Here is a 16,420-nt window from a genome sequence, read left to right as displayed (position 1 = left end):
AGTACCTTCGGCAGACGTGACGCTAGAAGCCCTGGCACCCGGTGTCAACGCCACATGAGCCGGGTGTGATCCATTACCTCACCAGCAGGTCCAGCAGGCGCTCCGCCTCGGCCGCCGGATCGACGGTCAGCCCGGTGTGCACGGGCCCCGGCTGCACCACGGTGGACCGGGGCGCGATCAGCCACCGGAACCGCCGCCCGGCATCGTCCACAGCCGCCTGCCCGGCCGCCTCTCCACCCGCACACACACCTTCCACGGCGCCGAGCGCGGCCCTGATCCCGGCCACATCGGCATGCGGGTCGAGAGCGAGCAGCCTCGCTTCGTCCAGATGGGTGCGGGCGCCGACGTAGGACTGTGCGCGGCAGTAGACGAGGACCCCGGCGTTGACGCACTCGCCGCGCTCGATGCGCGGTACGACCCGGAGGAGGGCGTACTCGAAGACGTCCCGGGTGTTCGCCTCGCTCGGGCGGATGATGTGGCGCTCGGTCACTGGAGTCCCTTGATGCGGTCGTGGAGGAAGGGCACGCGCGCGAGGAGGGGTGCCGCGTACGCCTCACGGAGGAGGTCCGGGGTGTCGAAGCCGGGTTCGCCGGTCAGCCAGGCGTCGGGGATCTCGGCGGTGACCTCGGCGAGGAGTTCCCCGGTGACCCTCGGTGCCAGGTCCACGGCCGCGGTCGCGACGTCCGGTGCGAAGCGGGCGAGGGCGTGGTCGGTGGCGTCGTAGGGGCGGGCCGCGGAGGTCTGGGCGCCGGGCCAGTTGTGGTGCCAGATCATGGTGGCGCCGTGGTCGATGAGCCACGGGTCGCCGTGCCACACCAGGAGGTTGGGGTTGCGCCAGGAGCGGTCGACGTTGTTGACCAGCGCGTCGAACCAGACGATCCGGCCGGCCTCCTCGGGGCTCACCGTGAAGGCGAGCGGGTCGAAGCCGAGCGCGCCGGACAGGAAGTCCATGCCGAGGTTGGTGCCGCCGCTGGATTTCAGCAGTTCCTGTACCTGCTGGTCGGGTTCGCCGAGGCCCAGCACCGGGTCGAGGTCGAGGGTCACCAGGCGGGGCACCCGGAAGCCCAGCCGGCGGGCCAGTTCCCCCACGACGACCTCGGCGACGAGTGTCTTGCGGCCCTGTCCGGCGCCGCTGAATTTCATGACGTAGGTCCCGAGGTCGTCGCCCTCGACGAGCCCCGGCAGCGAGCCGCCCTCGCGCAGGGGCGTGATGTAGCGGGTCGCGATGACTTCCTTGAGCATCGCCCCAGGTTACTGGTGCCTGTTGGTGGTGCCTGGCCAGGGCTTATGCGCGGTCGACAGCGGAACGACAGGGACGTTTTACGTGTTCCTGATCTCGGTAAGGCCAAGCTCTCGACACCGTCTGAACGACGGTCGCCCGCACCTCGTACCCCTTTGCACATCCACGAATGCTTTCCATGGAAGGAACGTCAGCATGACCAGCGAATCGTTCGAACCCGTCACGACGCCGTCCCGTCGCACCGCGTTGGCGGCGGTCGGCGCGGCGGGACTCGCCGTCGCGCTGACCGCGTGCTCGTCCGGCGACGACTCGTCGTCGGGCACGTCGAGCTCCTCGGACACCTCGGGCTCCACCAGCACGGCCGGCGCGTCCACCGCCCAGGGCGACGCGGGTGGCACCGAGCTGGCGAAGACCTCCGACATCCCCGAGGGCGGCGGCAAGATCTTCGCCAGCAAGGGCGTGGTGGTCACCCAGCCGACGGCGGGCACCTACAAGGCGTTCTCGTCGAAATGCACCCACCAGGGCTGTGCGGTGAGCAGCATCAGCAGCGGGGCCATCGTCTGCCCCTGCCACGGCAGCGAGTTCTCCGTCACCGACGGCAGCGTCAAGAAGGGCCCGGCCACGCAGGGCCTGCCCGCCGAGCAGATCACCGTCTCCGGGGACTCGATCACGCTGGCGTGACGGTCAGCCGCGACGTGCCCTGCGCGGTCGTTCGAGACAGCCCAGCACCTCGTCCGTGGTCGCGACCGTAGCGACCAATGCGAGGGTGTTGCGGATCATCGCGGGGGTGTAGTCGGCGGGCACCCCCGCGATGGCGTCCCCGGGGACGACGACGGTGTAGCCGCGGTTGACGGCGTCGAACACCGCGTTGGGAATCGCCACGTTGGCCGAGACGCCGGTGACGATCAGTGTGCGGCAGCCCAAGTTCCGTAACAGCGCGTCGACTTCGGTGCCCTGGATCGGCGACAGACCGTGCAGCCGTCGTACGACGAAGTCCTCCTCGGCGACCTCGATCGGCGGCGCCACGCGCACCGCCGCGGTGCCCGACAACTGCTGTACGGGCAGGCGTTCGGCGGCGCGGAACAGCCGGGCGTTGCGGTTCGCCCCGCGGCCGTCCGGCCGGCGCTCGGCGACGGCGTGGATCACCTGCACCCCGCTCTCGTGCGCGGCGGCGACCAGGCGGGCCACGTTCGCGAGCGCACCCGACTGGCGTGCGGCGAGGGCGAGTTCGGGCAGCGCGCTGTCCGGTCCGACCACCCCCTGTTGACATTCGACGGTCAGCAGGACAGTACTCACCGTGTCGAGGATCTCACCGAGTTGTTCGTGCGACGGCATGGCTCTCCCTTGTCGTCGACGGGCGGGGCGGGCGACAGTAACGAGCATCGCGTGCGGAGGGAAGACGGCCGACGCTCCTCAGGCCCGATTTCTGACGCGACGTCAGAAGCGGCTGTCCGCCGCTCGTGCCGTAGTCGAAGGGGATCGCATGACCGCCACTCAGCGTCGAGGCCGGAAGATCATGATGACACCCGAGGAACTGGACGAGTTCCTCACCACCGAGCGCACCTGCCGCGTCGCGACCACCTCCACGGACGGCGCCCCGCACGTCAGCCCCCTCTGGTTCGCCTGGGACGGCACCTCGCTCTGGCTGTACTCGATCACCCGCAGCAAGCGCTGGTCCGACCTCCGCCGCGACCCGCGCGTCGCGGTGGTCATCGACGGCGGTCACGCCTACGACGAGCTGCGCGGCGTCGAACTCTCCGGCACCGTCGAGTTCGTCGGCGAGGCCCCCCGCACGGGCGAGCCGCATCCCGAACTCGTCCCCGTGGAGAAGCTGTTCGCCCAGAAGAACTTCGGGCTCGACGCGATGCCGTACGACGGGCGGCACGCGTGGGTACGACTGACGCCGGACACGCTTGCGTCCTGGGACTTCCGTAAGTTGGGGGCGCTGTAGGGCAGTTGGCGGCCCTTTCGGATTGCCCGGTCCCCTTAGCCGACGGTCTCGGCCGCCGCCTGGAGTGCCTCGACCGCCGCGCGGATGGACGGGCGGCGGTCGGCGTCGGCGCGCCAGACGACGTAGACGTGTCGGCGGACGCGTTGCTTCAGGGGGACGGTGACGACTCCGGTGGGCATGGGGTTGCGGCCGAGGAGGGGGGCGATGCAGACGCCCAACTCTGCTGCTACCAGGCCGAGTTGGGTGTGGGTCTCGGCGGCGCGGTGCCCGATGATCGGTTCGATGCCGCGGGAGCGCAGGGTGAACATCAGCCACTCGTGGCAGAACTCGCCCTCGGCCCAGGTGATCCACTCGTCGTAGGCGAACTCCCCGAGGTCCACCTCGTCGCGCCCGGCCAGCGGATGGCCGGACGGCATCGCCACGTCGGCGGGGTCGTCCAGGATCGGGGCCTTGACCAGGCCGTCCGGGAGCGGCATCGGCTTGTTGTACCAGTCGAGGACGACGGCGAGGTCGAGGTCGCCGCGTACGACGCCGGCGATGCCGCTCTCCGGTTCCTGTTCCGTGGAGCGGACGCGCAGGGCGGGGTGGCGGGCGCGCAGGGCGGCGAGCGCGGTGGGGAACAGGCCGCGGGCGGCGGTCGGGAACGCGGAGAGCCTCAACTCGCCGACCACCTGGCCACGTTGGGCCTCCAGGTCGGCCTGGGCCAGTTCCACCTGGGAGAGGATGCGGCCCGCGTGCTCCGCGAGCAGCCGGCCGGCGTCGGTGAGCCGTACGCCTCGCCCGTTCTTGGCGAGGAGCTGCTGTCCCACCTCCCGCTCCAGTTTGGACATCTGCTGCGACACGGCCGAGGTCGTCACATGCAGCGCCTCGGCCGCACCGCTGACCGAGCCGTGCCGGGCAAGGGCGTCCAGGGTGCGCAGGCGCTCCAGGTTTAACATGTAAGCGATACTACGAGATAGCTGGCGCCAAATCTCGCTTGTGCTACGAGGTCTGGGCCAGGATCTTGGTATCCATGAGCACAGTCAGCACCGCCGCGACCACCGCCGACGCCGCCCTGAAGCAGGCCGGGGAGACCACCACGCCCCTCCCCCTTCCTCTCCCCAGCCGCGCCCTCGACTGGCGGCTGCGCTTCGGGGCGCTCTCCCTCATCTGGGGCTTCAGCTTCCTGCTCATCAAGGTGGGCACACATGGTTACGCGCCCTTCCAAGTCACGTTCGGGCGGCTGCTGTTCGGGACGGTGGTGCTGGCGGCGGCGATGGCGGTGAAGCGGGAGCGGCTGCCGCGCGGTGCGCGTACGTGGGCCCATCTGTCGGTCGCCGCGTTCCTGCTCAACGCCCTGCCGTTCTCCCTCTTCGCCTACTCCGAGCTGACGATCCCGTCCACGCTCGCGGGCATCTGCAACGCGACCTCGCCGTTGTGGGGCATGGCCCTCTCCCTGGTCGCCCTCTCCGAGGACCGCCCGACCCGCGTCCGCGTCGCCGGTCTCGGCCTCGGCTTCCTGGGCGTCCTGACGGTCCTCGGCGCGTGGCAGGGCTTCAGCGGCCTGGACGCCAGGGGCACGGCGATGGCGCTGCTGGCCTCGCTCAGCTACCCGATCGGCTGGATCTACGTCCGCCGCACGCTGGCGGGCACCACCGTCTCCCATCTCTCCCTGACGGGAGCACAGTTGCTCCTGGCCACCCTCCAACTGGCCTTCGTCACCCCGCTGTTCACATCCATACCGACCCATTTCCCCGCCCTCCCCCTGCTGGCGATCGCCGCGCTGGGCGCCCTGGGCACGGGTCTCGCCGTCCTCCTCCAGTACGGCCTGGTCGCCGAAGTCGGCCCCACCACCGCGCAGATGGTCACGTACTTCATCCCGGTCATCGCCACGGCGGCGGGCGTCGCGATGCTGGGCGAGTCGCTGACCTGGTCGACTCCGGTCGGGGCGGTGATCGTGTTGGCGGGGGCGGCGCTTACGCAGGTGCGGGCGAGGGGCAAGCGGTAGGTGGCGCGGCGCGGGCGAGGGGACGTAGGGGCCTGCGCAGGGGCGGCCGTTGCCGTGAATCGGCGTCGGCCTCCTAGCTGCGCGCTCAGGTGGATACGGACGACAGGGGGTGGCAGGGGCAACGGCCCGGCCAACGCACATGCGCCCCGCGAACCGGCGCCGGACCACTCGCCGAAGCGACCGCCTCCACCAGCGGACCGGCCTCGTCGGCGGTCAGCATCGACACGGTCACACCCATGCCCGGCAGCGCACTCCCCCCAAGCCGCGAACCAGCCTCAGACATAACCCCGAACCGGCGCCGGACCACTCGCCGAAGCGACCGCCCCCACCAGCGGACCGGCCTCATCGGCGGTCAGCATCGACACGGTCACACCCATGCCCGGCAGCGCACTCCCCCCAAGCCGCGAACCAGCCTCAGACATAACCCCGAACCGGCGCCGGACCACTCGCCGAAGCGACCGCCTCCGCCAGCGGACCGGCCTCATCCGGCGTCAACGTCGAGACGGTGACGCGGATCCCCGGCGGTGCGCCCAGGCGGAAGCGGGCGCCCGGGGCCACGGCCCAACCGGCGTGGAGGAGGCGGGAGACGGCGCCGGTCTCGTCCGGTACCGGGATCCACACGTTGAGGCCGCTGATGCCATGGGCGGCGACCCCGCGTTCGGCGAGCGCGGCGATCAGCGCGTCGCGGCGAGCGCCGTACGCGGACGCCACCGCCGGGGTGTCGACCGCGCCGTCGGCCCACAGGCGGGCCACGGCCCGCTGGGTGATGCGGCTGGCCCAGCCCGGGCCCAGCCGTTGGCGGCCTCGGACGCGGTCGAGGGTGACGGCGTCGCCGGTGAGCACGGCCAGCCGTAGGTCGGGGCCGTAGGCCTTGGCCACCGAGCGGACGAAGGCCCAGGTGCGGGTGGTGCCGGCCAGGGGGTGCAGGGGCTGGTCGACGATGCCGTGGCCGTGGTCGTCCTCGATCAGCAGGGTCTCCGGGTGGCGGCGGAGCACGGAACGCAACGCACGCGCGCGCGTGGCACTCACCACGGCTCCGGTGGGGTTCTGCGCCCGGTCGGTGACGATCAACGCCCGCGCGCCGGACTCCAGCGCGGCGTGCACGTCGTCCGGGAGCGGCCCCTCGTCGTCGACGCGGACGGGCGTCACGCGCAGCCCCAGCGCCGGTACAAGGTCGAGCAGGCTGCCCCACCCCGGGTCTTCTACGGCGACGGTGTCCCCGGGTTTCAGATGGGCGGCGAGGACGCGCTCGATGGCGTCCAGGGAGCCTGAGGTGACGGCCACGGGGCCTTCCGGCACCCCGTCCGCGTCCAGCTCGGACCGGGCGATGCGGGCCAGGTCGGGTTCGACCGGGTCGTCGCCGTACATGACCGGCTGCCGGTCGGACTGCTCGGCGGCCGAGGTGAACGCCCGCACCAGGGAAGGCAGTTGTGCCGGATCCGGGTTGCCGTGGGACACGTCGCGCACCCCCGTCGGCACGTCGACCCGGATGTGCTCGCGCCCGGTCGTGGCCGGCTTGGGCCGTACCCGGCTGCCCCGGCGCCCGGCGGTCTCGATGACCCCGCGCTCACGCAGCGTCCGGTACGCGGCCGCGACCGTGTTCGGGTTCACGCCCAGCTCGACCGCCAACTCCCGCATGGGCGGCAGCAGTTGCCCGGGTTTCAACTCTCCCGAACCCACCGCGCGCTCGACGTCCGCCGCAATGTCCGCTGCGCGTCGCCCCTCGATCCGATATCCTCCTAGCACAAAGCACACTATGCACTAGTGCAATACAGATAGCAATCGGGCACCAGACCCCCGAACAGCGAACACACCAACGGAGAGCACCATGCAGGGGACCACCTCGCAGCCGACGTCACCGCCCGCCGCCTACACGCCGACCGACCGGACCGTCCCCACGCGCTCCGCGGAACGGGCTTCGTACGACAAGGAGTTGGTGCACGCGATACTCGACCAGGCCTACGTCTGCCACCTCGGCTTCGTGCGCGACGGCATGCCGGTCGTGCTGCCGACGCTGTACGGGCGGGTCGGCGAGCGGCTGTACGTGCACGGGTCGACGGGCGCGCGCCCGCTGCGGATGACGGGGCAGGCCGACCCGGGGCTGCCGGTCTGCCTGACGGTCACGCACGTCGACGGTCTGGTGCTGGCCCGTTCCGCTTTCCACCACTCGATCAACTACCGCTCCGTGGTGGTGCACGGCATCGCCCACCAGGTGACGGACCCCGAGGAGAAGCGGACGGCGCTGGACTCGCTGGTCGACCACGTCGTGCCGGGCCGGTCGGCGGACTCGCGGCCCGCCAACAAGAAGGAACTCGCCGCCACCATGGTGATCCGTCTCGACCTCGACGAGGTCTCCGCCAAGCTCCGCAGCGGCGGCGCGAACGACGACCCCGAGGACCTGGACCTCCCCCACTGGGCCGGAGTGGTCCCGCTCTCCCCCGCCTACGGAACCCCGCTCCCGAACGACGACCTGTCCCCCGGCACCGAACTCCCCGCCTACCTGGCCGCGTTGTAATGCTCATCCACCCCTGGGACGCGCCGCGCGACGACCCCGAGTGGCAACACTGGATCGCCGTGCACGACTTCGGCCAACTCGCCGCCAACGGCCCTTCCGGCGAACCCCCGTTCGTCCAGCCCCTCCACTTCGCCTACGACCCGGAGCGCGGCGAGGCGATCACCCATCTCGCCCGCCCCAACCCGCTGTTGTCCGCGCTGGCGGCAGACCCGCAGGTGGTCCTGAGCGTCGTGGACGACTACGTCTACGTCCCCGGCCCCTGGCAGGCGGAACCGGCCGGCCCGCCCGAGCACGGCGTGCCGACCAGCTTCTACGCTGCGGTCCAACTCCGGTGCACCGCCCACCTGGTGGACGACCCCGCCGAGACGGCGACCCTGCTCAACCGCCAGGTCGGCCACTTCCAGCCCGAGGGCGGCTCCTTGACGGTCGCGGCGGGCGAGGCACCGTACGGACGGCTGTTGTCCGGCATCCGGGTGGTGCGGCTCGAAGTGACCGGCGTACGGGCGAAGTTCAAGTACGCGGGCAAGCGGTCGGCCGAGGTCCAGGACCGTATCGCGGCGGGGCTCGTGGATCGGGATGGGCCTCGGGACGCGGTGGCGCGAGAGCATTTGCTACGGCGGCGACGCGCGGGCTGAGGGGCGGAACTCCTCTCACGTGAGGGCTTGTTCGTCCGCTGCCGCCCCGCGCGCCTCCGTCACCGCCAGGCCCGCGACCGAGGTGAGCATCAGCAGGGTGCCGGCCGGGGTCGTGGGGGCCCGGCCGGGCGGTGTGCGGTACCAGCCCCTCGGCCAGGGCGAACGGCAGCCGGCACAGGCTGGTGACCGTGAACGTCCCAACTGCCTTGGCGGACGCGTCGGTTGCGCCTACGCGCCCCCAGCGCCAGGTCAGCAGGGGTCATCGCCGAACCACCGGCCGCCGAGCCGAGCGCGAGCAGCACGCCCGACGGACGTACGGTCACGGCCGGGCCAGGGACGGAACCGCGCGCCTGGCGAGCGCCCCGCCCACGGCGACCGTGCCGCCGGCATCGAGCCGCTCGCCCAGGGTCAGCCGCGCCCCGAGGGCGACGAGGGCGGGTCCGGCGCCGAGCGTGACGACGGTCGCCACGGTGGGCCCGGTGACCTCGACGGCCGCGAAGTGGGCCGTCTGGAACACGGCCAGTCCCAGGCCGGTCATCACCGTCCGCAGGACCTTGCGGCGGAGTGGTCCGGCTACGGCGGCGGGGCGGCCCCGCGGCCGTCGTATGCGGTGGACGGCGAGCAGCAGGACGAAACCGGCCGCGCAGCGCCGGGAGGACAGGGCGAGGGGGCCGAGGTCACTCGTCCGGTAGGCCAAGGCTGCGAGCGCGCCCGCGGTGCCCCAGGCGGCTCGGGCGATGGTCAGGTAGAGCAGGCCTCGCCCGACGGGCAGGCCGAGAGCGGTGTTCGACACGAGGGGTCTCCGCAGAGGTGCAGAAGTGCAGAAGTGCGACGAGGGACCCCTGTCGGCGGGTCCGTGGGCTACTTCTGCCGGCGGCACCGTTCCGCCCGGCGATGTCCTGTGCCGGGCCGGGCCTGGGATCCGGGGGCCCGCCTCAGACGGCGGGCGGCGGACGAACGAGTGCGTTCGCGTACACGGCGGCCGGACCAGGGGCCGACGGGTGGGAGACGCAGGTCATATTCGCCGATGTCACAGGGAGCCGGGCTGTCTCGTCTCGGGGGTGTAACCACGGACGACACAGCCCACGGAGACACACCATGGACGCACGACTGAACTACCTCTCCAGCCCGATCGCCGGCAAGGCCGCCAAGCAGTTCATGGCGGTGGGCAGGACGCTGAAGGGGTCGGCGCTGCCGGCGCTGACGCAGGAACTGGTGGCGCTGCGCGTGAGCCAGATCAACGGCTGCGCCATCTGCATCGACATGCACACCAAGGAGGCCGACGCGGCGGGCGAGACCTCGGTGCGGCTGAACCTGGTCGCGGCCTGGCGGGAGGCCACGGTCTTCACCGAGGCGGAGCGGGCCGCGCTGGAACTGGCCGAGGAGGGGACCCGGGTCGCGGACGCGGCGGGCGGGGTGAGCGACGAGGTGTGGGCGCACGCCGCCAAGCACTACGACGACGAGCAGCTCACCACTCTGGTCATCCTGGTCTCCTTCATGAACTCGGTGAACCGGCTGAACATCATCACCCGCCAGCCGTGTGCGGGCGACTACGAGCCCGGCCTGTTCGGCTGAACGGGACTGCTGAGCGAGACGGGCACCAACTAGGCCATCAGGGGAAGGGGATTCGGCGTGAGCAAGGTCGAGGAGTTCGAGGAACTGCGGCCACTGCTGTTCTCGATCGCCTATCGGATTCTGGGCAGTGTGGGCGAGGCCGAGGACGCGGTGCAGGAGACCTGGCTGCGGTTCGACGGCTCGGCGACCCGGCCCACGTCGACCAAGGCCTTCCTGTCGGCCACGGTGACGCGGATCGCGATCGATGTGTTGCGTTCCGCTCGGGTGCGGCGGGAGGAGTACGTCGGCCCGTGGTTTCCCGAGCCGCTGCTGAGCGACCCGTACCAGGATCCGGCGCGGTCCGTGGAGTTGGCCGACTCGGTGTCGATGGCGGCCCTTCTGCTGCTGGAGCAGCTCAGCCCGCTGGAGCGGGCGGTGTTCGTGCTGCGGGAGGTGTTCGCCTTCGGCTTCGACGAGATCGCCACGACCGTGGGTCGTTCGGAGTCGGCGTGCCGGCAGTTGCTGGTACGGGCGCGGCGGCACATGGCGGACCGGCGGCCCCGGTTCGCCGCGGACCGGCAGGAGCGGGAGGAACTGGCGTCCCGGTTCTTCGACGCGTTGAAGGACGGCGACGTGGGCGGACTGCGTGAACTGCTGGCCGCCGACGTGCAGTTCGTCGGCGACGGCGGCGGAAAGGCACCCCAACTGGCCAAGGCCGTGGCCGGGGCGGAAAACGTGGCCCGCGTCCTGGGCACGGTCTTCCCCTGGCTGATCCGCATCGACGTGTCGTACGAACCGCACGAGGTCAACGGCCAGCCCGGCGCGCTCTTCCGCGACCGCGACGGAAAGGTGCTCCACACCTTGGCCCTCGACGTCCTCGACGGCCGGATCCAGACCATCCGCGCGGTGATCAACCCCGACAAGCTCGGCCACATCGGCCCGGTCGCCGACGCCTGGGCCGTCGACCGCGAACTGAGACAGGCACGCCGCCGACCGAGCTGACGGACGGTGGACGGCGGGCCGGCCGCGACGGGCGGCTGGCCCGCGGGCGGTCTGGCGTGGGGGGCGCTGGAAGCCGGGGGCAAATCTAACCACCGTATACCCAGATGACCGGTTAGAAATAACCACAGCCTGCGGAGGGGGCGGCGAGCGGTAGGCAGCGGGACGGTCGCAGCGAGCGGTAGGCGGCGGGACGCCAGGCCGTGGACGGCGAGCCGACAGGCGACGGCCGGTCGCGGGTGGCGGCAGACCCACGGGCGTTAGGCGGCGGGTGGTGGGCCGATCACGGGGAGCGCCCGGATGGCAGGCGGCTGGCGAGACGCCAAGCCGTGGGAGCCGGGACGGCAGGCGGCGGGCGATCGCGGTGGGCGGCAGGCTCACGGGAGGTAGTCCGTGGGCTGCCGGCCGATCGCGGTGAACGCCGGGACGGCGGGCAGGCATTCGGGACCATCGCGGTGCCAACCCGGACAGCAGGCGAGCGGCAAGACGACAGGCCGTGGGCGGCGAGCCGACAGGCGACGGCCGGTCGCAGTGCGCGGCAGGTCCACAGGCGGCAGTCCGTGGGATGCCGGCCGATCGCAGTGAACACCGGGACGGCGGGCAGGCATTCGGAACCATCGCGGTGCCAACCCGGACAGCCGACAGGCGGCAAGACGACAGGCCGTGGCGGCAAGACGACAGGCGACGGCCGGTCGCAGTGCGCGGCAGGTCCACAGGCGGCAGTCCGTGGGATGCCGGCCGATCGCAGTGAACACCGGGACGGCGGGCAGGCATTCGGAACCATCGCGGTGCCAACCCGGACAGCCGACAGGCGGCAAGACGACAGGCGACGGCCGGTCGCAGTGCGCGGCAGGTCCACAGGCGGCAGTCCGTGGGATGCCGGCCGATCGCAGTGAACACCGGGACGGCGGGCAGGCATTCGGGACCATCGCGGCGCCAACCCGGACAACAGGCGAGCGGCAAGACGTCAGGCCGTGGCGGCGAGCCGACAGGCGACGGCCGGTCGCAGTGCGCGGCAGACCCGCAGGAATTAGGCGGCGTGCCGATCGCGGATAGCGCGCAAACGACAGGCCCGCACGCGTTAGGCGGCGGCCCGATCGCGGCGGGGGCGCCCGGACGGCAGGCGAACGGCAGGCCCCGGGAGCCGGGTCGGCAGGGGGCAAGCCGGCATGCCTGCGGGCGGCGGGCGGCGGGCAGCAGGCGACAGGCAGCAGGCAGCAGGCAGCAGGCGGGCAAGCCTGCGGGCGGTAGGCGGTAGGCGGTGGGCCGGGCGGTGGGCCGATTGCGGCGGGCGTCGGGGCGGTAGGCCGCAGGTGCCGATGTGGTGGGTGGTGGGACGGCGGGGCGACCTGTCGTGCGACGCGCTCAGGCCGTCGTCTCCCGGATGGCCGGCTCTCGTTCCGGGGCGCCGCCGGCCACCGGTTCCGCGGAGCTCTTCGTGGGTGCGGAGGACTGGGCGATGAAAGCGCCCAGCAGGACCACCGCTCCCCCGATGATCTGCGGTGCGGAGAGGTGTTCGCCGAGGAGGATCCAGGCGAGGACGGTCGCGATGACCGCTTCGAGGCAGGCCACGACGCCCGCGACCTGCGGGGAGAGGCGGCGGACGGAGACGACTCCGGTGACGTACGCCAGGACCGTGGCGATCAGGACGATCCAGGCGAGCAGGAGGGCGGCAGGGACCGCGGTGCCGTTCATATGGGCGTCGCCCGCGAGGATCGACCAGTTCATGGTCCAGGGGCGGGCCACGGCGGTCAGGACGAGGACGCCGACGAGGAGGCCGTAGGCGATCACGCCGAGCGGGTCGGGGGCCTCGACGCCGGCGTCGCCGCCCTGGTCGGACAGAACGAAGTAGCCGACCTGGCAGCAGGCGGCGGCTAGCGCGAGCAGCAGTCCCACGGCGTCGAAGGTCAGGCCCGCCCACACCTCGACGACACAGGCGAGGCCGCCGGCCGCGAGGACGACACCGAGCGCGGCGGCACGGGTGACGGGGCGCCGCTGCACGAACCGCACCCAGCCGAGCAGGAGGGCGGGGGCGAGGTACTCCACGAGCAGGGCGACCCCGACGGGTATGCGGGAGATCGCAGCGAAGTAGCAGGCCTGGACACCGGCCACGGCGAGCAGCCCGAACCCGAGGAGCAGCGCGGGACGGCTCCGTACGAGCGCGCGGTGCCGTACGGCGAGCGGCAGCATCACGAGGGCCGCGCCGGCCACCCGCAGCCACACCACGTGCAGCGGGTCGAGCCCCGCCTCGATCAACGGCTTCGCCGCGACCCCGGATCCCCCGAAGGCCAACGCGGACCCGAGTGCCAGGCCCAGCCCGACACTCTTGCCGCCGCCACCTCCGGCCGCACTGCTCTCAGACGTATGCACGGGCACATGATGACAGGGGATGACAGGAGCGTCGCCCCTGATGACACCTGTCTCAGGGCGTGGACTGTCAGCAACCCGTCTCGGCGCCCCTGACGTACTCCCCTAAGCGCCCCTCGATCCAGATCAGCACCTCGGGGGACTCGATACCCGCGCGGTGCAGGACCTCGACCGCGCGGGACTCCGGGTCCGCGACGATCGCGGCGAGGAGGTCGATGCCGCAGGCCAGGTCGCCGTCGCGGAGTTCGGCGCGCTCGCAGGCGTACTCCAGGGCGCCGGCGGCCAGCGGCGACCAGCCTTCCGCCGCGGGGATCACGGGGATCGCGCCGGAGTCCTCGACCGCGCCCTGCCAGCGGAGGCCGTAGCCGATGCTGCGCTGGACGAGGTAGCCGAGGAGTCGGGCGATCTGCGGGCCGTCACCGAAGACGGCGCGCGCCTCGGGGTCCGACTCCAGGAGGCTGTGCAGCAGGTGGGCCGTGTCGATCTGTCGGTCCCCGTCCCGCAGGGCCCGGCGGCGCGCACCGGCGATCACCGCTGCCAGCTCTGCACTGAGTCTGGCATCGCTGTCCGCGCGGTGGATTCCTTGCTCGCGGGCCGACTGCCTGGGGATACGGGGTTGCACACTCTTACCCCATCAGTCCCCCGCATTGAGGGCATCCCCGGAGGGTTGCATTTCGGCGTCCCACACAGAGTGGACCCGGGCCGACGGAATCTCCTCCTTACGGATGAGATCACGCCCCTTGACCCCGAGAGGCGCGCGCCCGGCCGCCGCGCGCCCCGTGCGCAACCGCCCTGCACCCGGCGTACGTCTTTCGCGAACGTGGAGAGCAGGTGCTGGTTGGTGGCATTACCGGCGGTCGACGGCAGGCAGTACGTGTACCGGGTGTACGCCCCGGAGGACGCGCTGCTCGCCGATCTGTTCTGGGACGCGTGGCACTGCCACGACGAAAGTGCCCACCCGCGCGCGTGGGACCTCTTCGACGCGGCGGTCATACGACGGGTGAGCTGAACCGCGCGAGGCCGAACCGGGCAAGTCGGCCGCCGTGCGCAATTCCCGTCACGTACACAATTCCTGACGGTTCATCAGTATTGAATGTTGCGCGCCCTGCGGCTACGTTCCGCGACACGGTAGCCCGATACGAAGAGGTGGTCGCATGGCCGAAATCAGCGCGGAGGCACGCATCGAGGCCCCGGCCGAGAAGGTGTGGGCTCAGCTCACGGACTGGTCCGCGTACGGCGAGTGGAACGCGACGCACACCAACTTCCCCAAGGGCGGCCCGGACGTACTCGCGGTGGGCGGGACCTTCCAGGAGAACATGAAGCTGATGGGCTTCCCGGCCGAGGTCGAGTGGACCATCGAGGAGGTCGAACCGGCCCGGGTGTTCGCCATCCGCGGCAAGGGCCCGATGGCCGTGAACGTCGCCACGCGCTACACGCTCACGCCCGACGGCAACGCCACGACGGTCCGGATCGACGGTGAGTTCACGGGTGCGGCGGTGTCGTTGATGGCGGGCAAACTGAAGGACTCGGGTACGGCTGCCCTGAACGAGTCGCTGCGCAAACTGGCCGGGCTGGTGGCCTGAGGAACGCGCCGGGGCACCGCAGGAACGGGAACGGACACAGGGAAGGCGCCCCACGGAAGTTCCGCGGGGCGCCCTGGCCTGCCACTTCTTCCGACCCCGAGGACATCAGTCCTCGTCGGCCAGAATCAGGTACAGCTTCTTGCGGGCGTCGTTGATGACGGTCAGCGCCTTCTCGCGCTGCTCCTTGCTGCCGGTCTTCCAGACCTGGCCGAAGGCCTCCATCAGACCGAAGCCGGCCTGGCGGATCTCACTGAGGGCCTCCCAGTCGACCCCGCGGGAAGCCTCTTCCCAGGGGGCGTCCGGGCCCTCTTCGGCCGCGGTACGGCCGGCCTCGGTGAGGGCGAACAGCTTCTTGCCGCCCTCCGACTCACTGGCGATCAGGCCCTCGTCCTCCAGCAGCTGCAGGGTGGGGTAGACCGAGCCGGGGCTCGGCTTCCACGCGCCGCCGCTGCGCTCGGCGATCTCCTGGATCATCTCGTAGCCGTGCATCGGCCGGTCCTTGAGGAGGGCCAGGATCGACGCGCGTACGTCACCGCGCCGCGCCCTGCCGCCCCTCGGGCCGCCGCGCCCTCGTCCACCCCAGGGACCGGGACCGAAGCCCGGTCCGAAGCCGGGGCCGCCGGGCCCACCAGGTCCACCGGGCCCGAAGGGACCGAAAGCCCCACGCCGCCCGTCAGGACCACCCCGACCGCGCCGGGAGGGTCCGTCCTGTCCATGTCCACGCTCGTATCCGTGGGTACGCATCGCAATCACTCCATTCCATCGTTGATCTGTCGCGATGCGTCAACGATATATCGGGAGTGTTCGGATGGCAACCCCTTCCGGTAGCCCCTTCCGAAAACCCCTCCGACAGCCCGGTACGGCAGCCCCGTCCGGCCCCTTCCGACGACGCCCCCTACAGTCACCGGCGTGACCGAGCAGCCGCCCTCCTACCTCGCCGCGATCCGGGAGTCGTACGACACCGTCGCCGCCGCCTACGTCCAACTCGTCAAGGAACCGGGCGAGTTGGACCCCGTGTCGCGCGCGATGCTGGCCGCGTTCGCCGAGACCGTGCGGACGGCCCGGCTCGGGCCGGTCGCGGATCTGGGATGCGGGCCCGGCAAGATCACGGCCTATCTGGCGAGCCTCGGAGTGCCCGTCTTCGGCATCGACATCTCACCCAAGATGATCGAACTGGCCCGCCGCGCCCACCCGGACCTGACCTTCACCGTGGGCTCGATGACCGCGCCGCCGATCGGGGACGACGAGCTCGGCGGCATCCTCGCCCACTACTCCACGCATCACACGCCGCCCGACCAACTACCCGCCGTCTTCGGCGAGTTCCAGCGCACACTCGCCCCCGGCGGCCACCTGCTGCTGGCCGGTCACGTCGGAGACGGCCAACTCCTGCGCCCGACGCAGGCGTACGGCGGCCACCCCGTGTCCTACGAGTCCCACCTGATCCCGCCGGACCGGATCGCCGAGCTGCTCGCACGGGCCGGGCTCACGCTCACCGCGCGCCTGGTGCTGGAACCGGCCGAGGGCGCGAAGCGGACGCACGCCGCCTTCCTGGCCCGGAAACCGGAACGCCCCTCCGCCACATAGGCGCT

Annotated in this window: 18 protein-coding genes and 1 pseudogene; 10 read left to right on the top strand and 9 right to left on the bottom strand. The window is 71.6% G+C overall.

Translation table 11 applies throughout. The annotated features are described in order from the left end of the window. Positions 1 to 73: 73 nt before the first annotated feature. Together OG226_RS40510 and OG226_RS40505 are read right to left on the bottom strand one after the other, a co-directional pair. Positions 74 to 490, bottom strand: coding sequence for a DUF3037 domain-containing protein (locus tag OG226_RS40510; RefSeq protein ID WP_328684678.1), 417 nt, complete (start codon positions 488 to 490; stop codon positions 74 to 76). Next, positions 487 to 1,242 carry a HipA family kinase gene (locus OG226_RS40505; protein WP_329351730.1) on the bottom strand — a complete coding sequence of 252 codons (756 nt, stop codon included), beginning with the start codon at positions 1,240 to 1,242 and terminating at the stop codon, positions 487 to 489. Before OG226_RS40505 ends, OG226_RS40510 begins: the two co-directional genes overlap by 4 nt. Positions 1,243 to 1,435: 193 nt before the next feature. Here OG226_RS40505 and OG226_RS40500 point away from each other — a divergent pair, with 193 nt between their 5' ends. Beyond that, positions 1,436 to 1,921 (top strand): Rieske (2Fe-2S) protein, encoded by a 486-nt coding sequence (locus tag OG226_RS40500; RefSeq protein WP_328684676.1) that lies wholly within the window; start codon positions 1,436 to 1,438, stop codon positions 1,919 to 1,921. Between the two features lie 3 nt (positions 1,922 to 1,924). On the opposite strand, the gene OG226_RS40495 is transcribed toward OG226_RS40500, so the two are convergent. Continuing rightward, positions 1,925 to 2,575 (bottom strand): cysteine hydrolase, encoded by a 651-nt coding sequence (locus OG226_RS40495; RefSeq protein WP_328684675.1) that lies wholly within the window; start codon positions 2,573 to 2,575, stop codon positions 1,925 to 1,927. A gap of 148 nt (positions 2,576 to 2,723) precedes the next feature. Between OG226_RS40495 and OG226_RS40490 the strand changes: the two genes are divergently transcribed. Beyond that, a complete protein-coding gene (locus tag OG226_RS40490; protein ID WP_328684674.1) occupies positions 2,724 to 3,191 on the top strand; it encodes a pyridoxamine 5'-phosphate oxidase family protein in 468 nt (155 codons plus the stop codon). A gap of 35 nt (positions 3,192 to 3,226) precedes the next feature. On the opposite strand, the gene OG226_RS40485 is transcribed toward OG226_RS40490, so the two are convergent. Continuing rightward, positions 3,227 to 4,129, bottom strand: a complete 903-nt coding sequence (locus OG226_RS40485; RefSeq protein WP_329351729.1) for a LysR family transcriptional regulator — start codon at positions 4,127 to 4,129, stop codon at positions 3,227 to 3,229. Positions 4,130 to 4,203: 74 nt separating this feature from the next. Here OG226_RS40485 and OG226_RS40480 point away from each other — a divergent pair, with 74 nt between their 5' ends. Beyond that, the gene (locus OG226_RS40480; protein ID WP_443066947.1) at positions 4,204 to 5,178 is read left to right on the top strand and encodes a DMT family transporter; all 975 of its coding nucleotides are present in this window, start codon (positions 4,204 to 4,206) and stop codon (positions 5,176 to 5,178) included. A 414-nt stretch (positions 5,179 to 5,592) separates the two neighbouring features. On the opposite strand, the gene OG226_RS40475 is transcribed toward OG226_RS40480, so the two are convergent. Beyond that, positions 5,593 to 6,924, bottom strand: a complete 1,332-nt coding sequence (locus OG226_RS40475; RefSeq protein ID WP_329351727.1) for an aminotransferase class I/II-fold pyridoxal phosphate-dependent enzyme — start codon at positions 6,922 to 6,924, stop codon at positions 5,593 to 5,595. A gap of 82 nt (positions 6,925 to 7,006) precedes the next feature. On the opposite strand from OG226_RS40475, the gene OG226_RS40470 reads away from it, so the two are divergent. Then, positions 7,007 to 7,693 carry a pyridoxamine 5'-phosphate oxidase family protein gene (locus OG226_RS40470; RefSeq protein ID WP_328684670.1) on the top strand — a complete coding sequence of 229 codons (687 nt, stop codon included), beginning with the start codon at positions 7,007 to 7,009 and terminating at the stop codon, positions 7,691 to 7,693. Next, the gene (locus OG226_RS40465; RefSeq protein ID WP_328684669.1) at positions 7,693 to 8,328 is read left to right on the top strand and encodes an FMN-binding negative transcriptional regulator; all 636 of its coding nucleotides are present in this window, start codon (positions 7,693 to 7,695) and stop codon (positions 8,326 to 8,328) included. The genes OG226_RS40470 and OG226_RS40465 overlap by 1 nt, the downstream gene beginning before the upstream one ends. 121 nt (positions 8,329 to 8,449) lie before the next feature. On the opposite strand, the pseudogene OG226_RS40460 reads toward OG226_RS40465, so the two are convergent. Then, positions 8,450 to 9,121, bottom strand: a pseudogene (locus OG226_RS40460) (EamA family transporter); the annotation flags it as partial. Between the two features lie 305 nt (positions 9,122 to 9,426). On the opposite strand from OG226_RS40460, the gene OG226_RS40455 reads away from it, so the two are divergent. Together OG226_RS40455 and OG226_RS40450 are read left to right on the top strand one after the other, a co-directional pair. Next, complete coding sequence (locus tag OG226_RS40455; protein WP_329351726.1) at positions 9,427 to 9,903, top strand: carboxymuconolactone decarboxylase family protein; 477 nt, start codon at positions 9,427 to 9,429, stop codon at positions 9,901 to 9,903. A 57-nt stretch (positions 9,904 to 9,960) separates the two neighbouring features. Continuing rightward, positions 9,961 to 10,884, top strand: a complete 924-nt coding sequence (locus OG226_RS40450; RefSeq protein WP_328684667.1) for an RNA polymerase sigma-70 factor — start codon at positions 9,961 to 9,963, stop codon at positions 10,882 to 10,884. Between the two features lie 1,362 nt (positions 10,885 to 12,246). On the opposite strand, the gene OG226_RS40445 is transcribed toward OG226_RS40450, so the two are convergent. Both OG226_RS40445 and OG226_RS40440 read right to left on the bottom strand, forming a co-directional pair. Then, positions 12,247 to 13,257 carry an EamA family transporter gene (locus tag OG226_RS40445; RefSeq protein WP_329351724.1) on the bottom strand — a complete coding sequence of 337 codons (1,011 nt, stop codon included), beginning with the start codon at positions 13,255 to 13,257 and terminating at the stop codon, positions 12,247 to 12,249. A gap of 61 nt (positions 13,258 to 13,318) precedes the next feature. Continuing rightward, the gene (locus OG226_RS40440) at positions 13,319 to 13,870 is read right to left on the bottom strand and encodes a Clp protease N-terminal domain-containing protein (protein WP_329351722.1); all 552 of its coding nucleotides are present in this window, start codon (positions 13,868 to 13,870) and stop codon (positions 13,319 to 13,321) included. A gap of 219 nt (positions 13,871 to 14,089) precedes the next feature. Between OG226_RS40440 and OG226_RS40435 the strand changes: the two genes are divergently transcribed. Both OG226_RS40435 and OG226_RS40430 read left to right on the top strand, forming a co-directional pair. Continuing rightward, the gene (locus OG226_RS40435; protein WP_106971117.1) at positions 14,090 to 14,257 is read left to right on the top strand and encodes a hypothetical protein; all 168 of its coding nucleotides are present in this window, start codon (positions 14,090 to 14,092) and stop codon (positions 14,255 to 14,257) included. A gap of 145 nt (positions 14,258 to 14,402) precedes the next feature. Next, complete coding sequence (locus OG226_RS40430) at positions 14,403 to 14,831, top strand: type II toxin-antitoxin system Rv0910 family toxin (protein WP_329351720.1); 429 nt, start codon at positions 14,403 to 14,405, stop codon at positions 14,829 to 14,831. A 105-nt stretch (positions 14,832 to 14,936) separates the two neighbouring features. Here OG226_RS40430 and OG226_RS40425 read toward each other — a convergent pair whose 3' ends face one another. Beyond that, positions 14,937 to 15,575, bottom strand: a complete 639-nt coding sequence (locus OG226_RS40425; RefSeq protein WP_078652573.1) for a PadR family transcriptional regulator — start codon at positions 15,573 to 15,575, stop codon at positions 14,937 to 14,939. Positions 15,576 to 15,740: 165 nt separating this feature from the next. Between OG226_RS40425 and OG226_RS40420 the strand changes: the two genes are divergently transcribed. Next, positions 15,741 to 16,415 (top strand): class I SAM-dependent methyltransferase, encoded by a 675-nt coding sequence (locus tag OG226_RS40420; protein ID WP_329351719.1) that lies wholly within the window; start codon positions 15,741 to 15,743, stop codon positions 16,413 to 16,415. Positions 16,416 to 16,420 lie beyond the last annotated feature (5 nt).

The sequence above is a fragment of the Streptomyces sp. NBC_01261 genome (assembly GCF_036226385.1).
In the GTDB taxonomy this organism is placed as follows: domain Bacteria; phylum Actinomycetota; class Actinomycetes; order Streptomycetales; family Streptomycetaceae; genus Streptomyces.
This window is presented reverse-complemented; position numbering and strand designations above follow the sequence as displayed.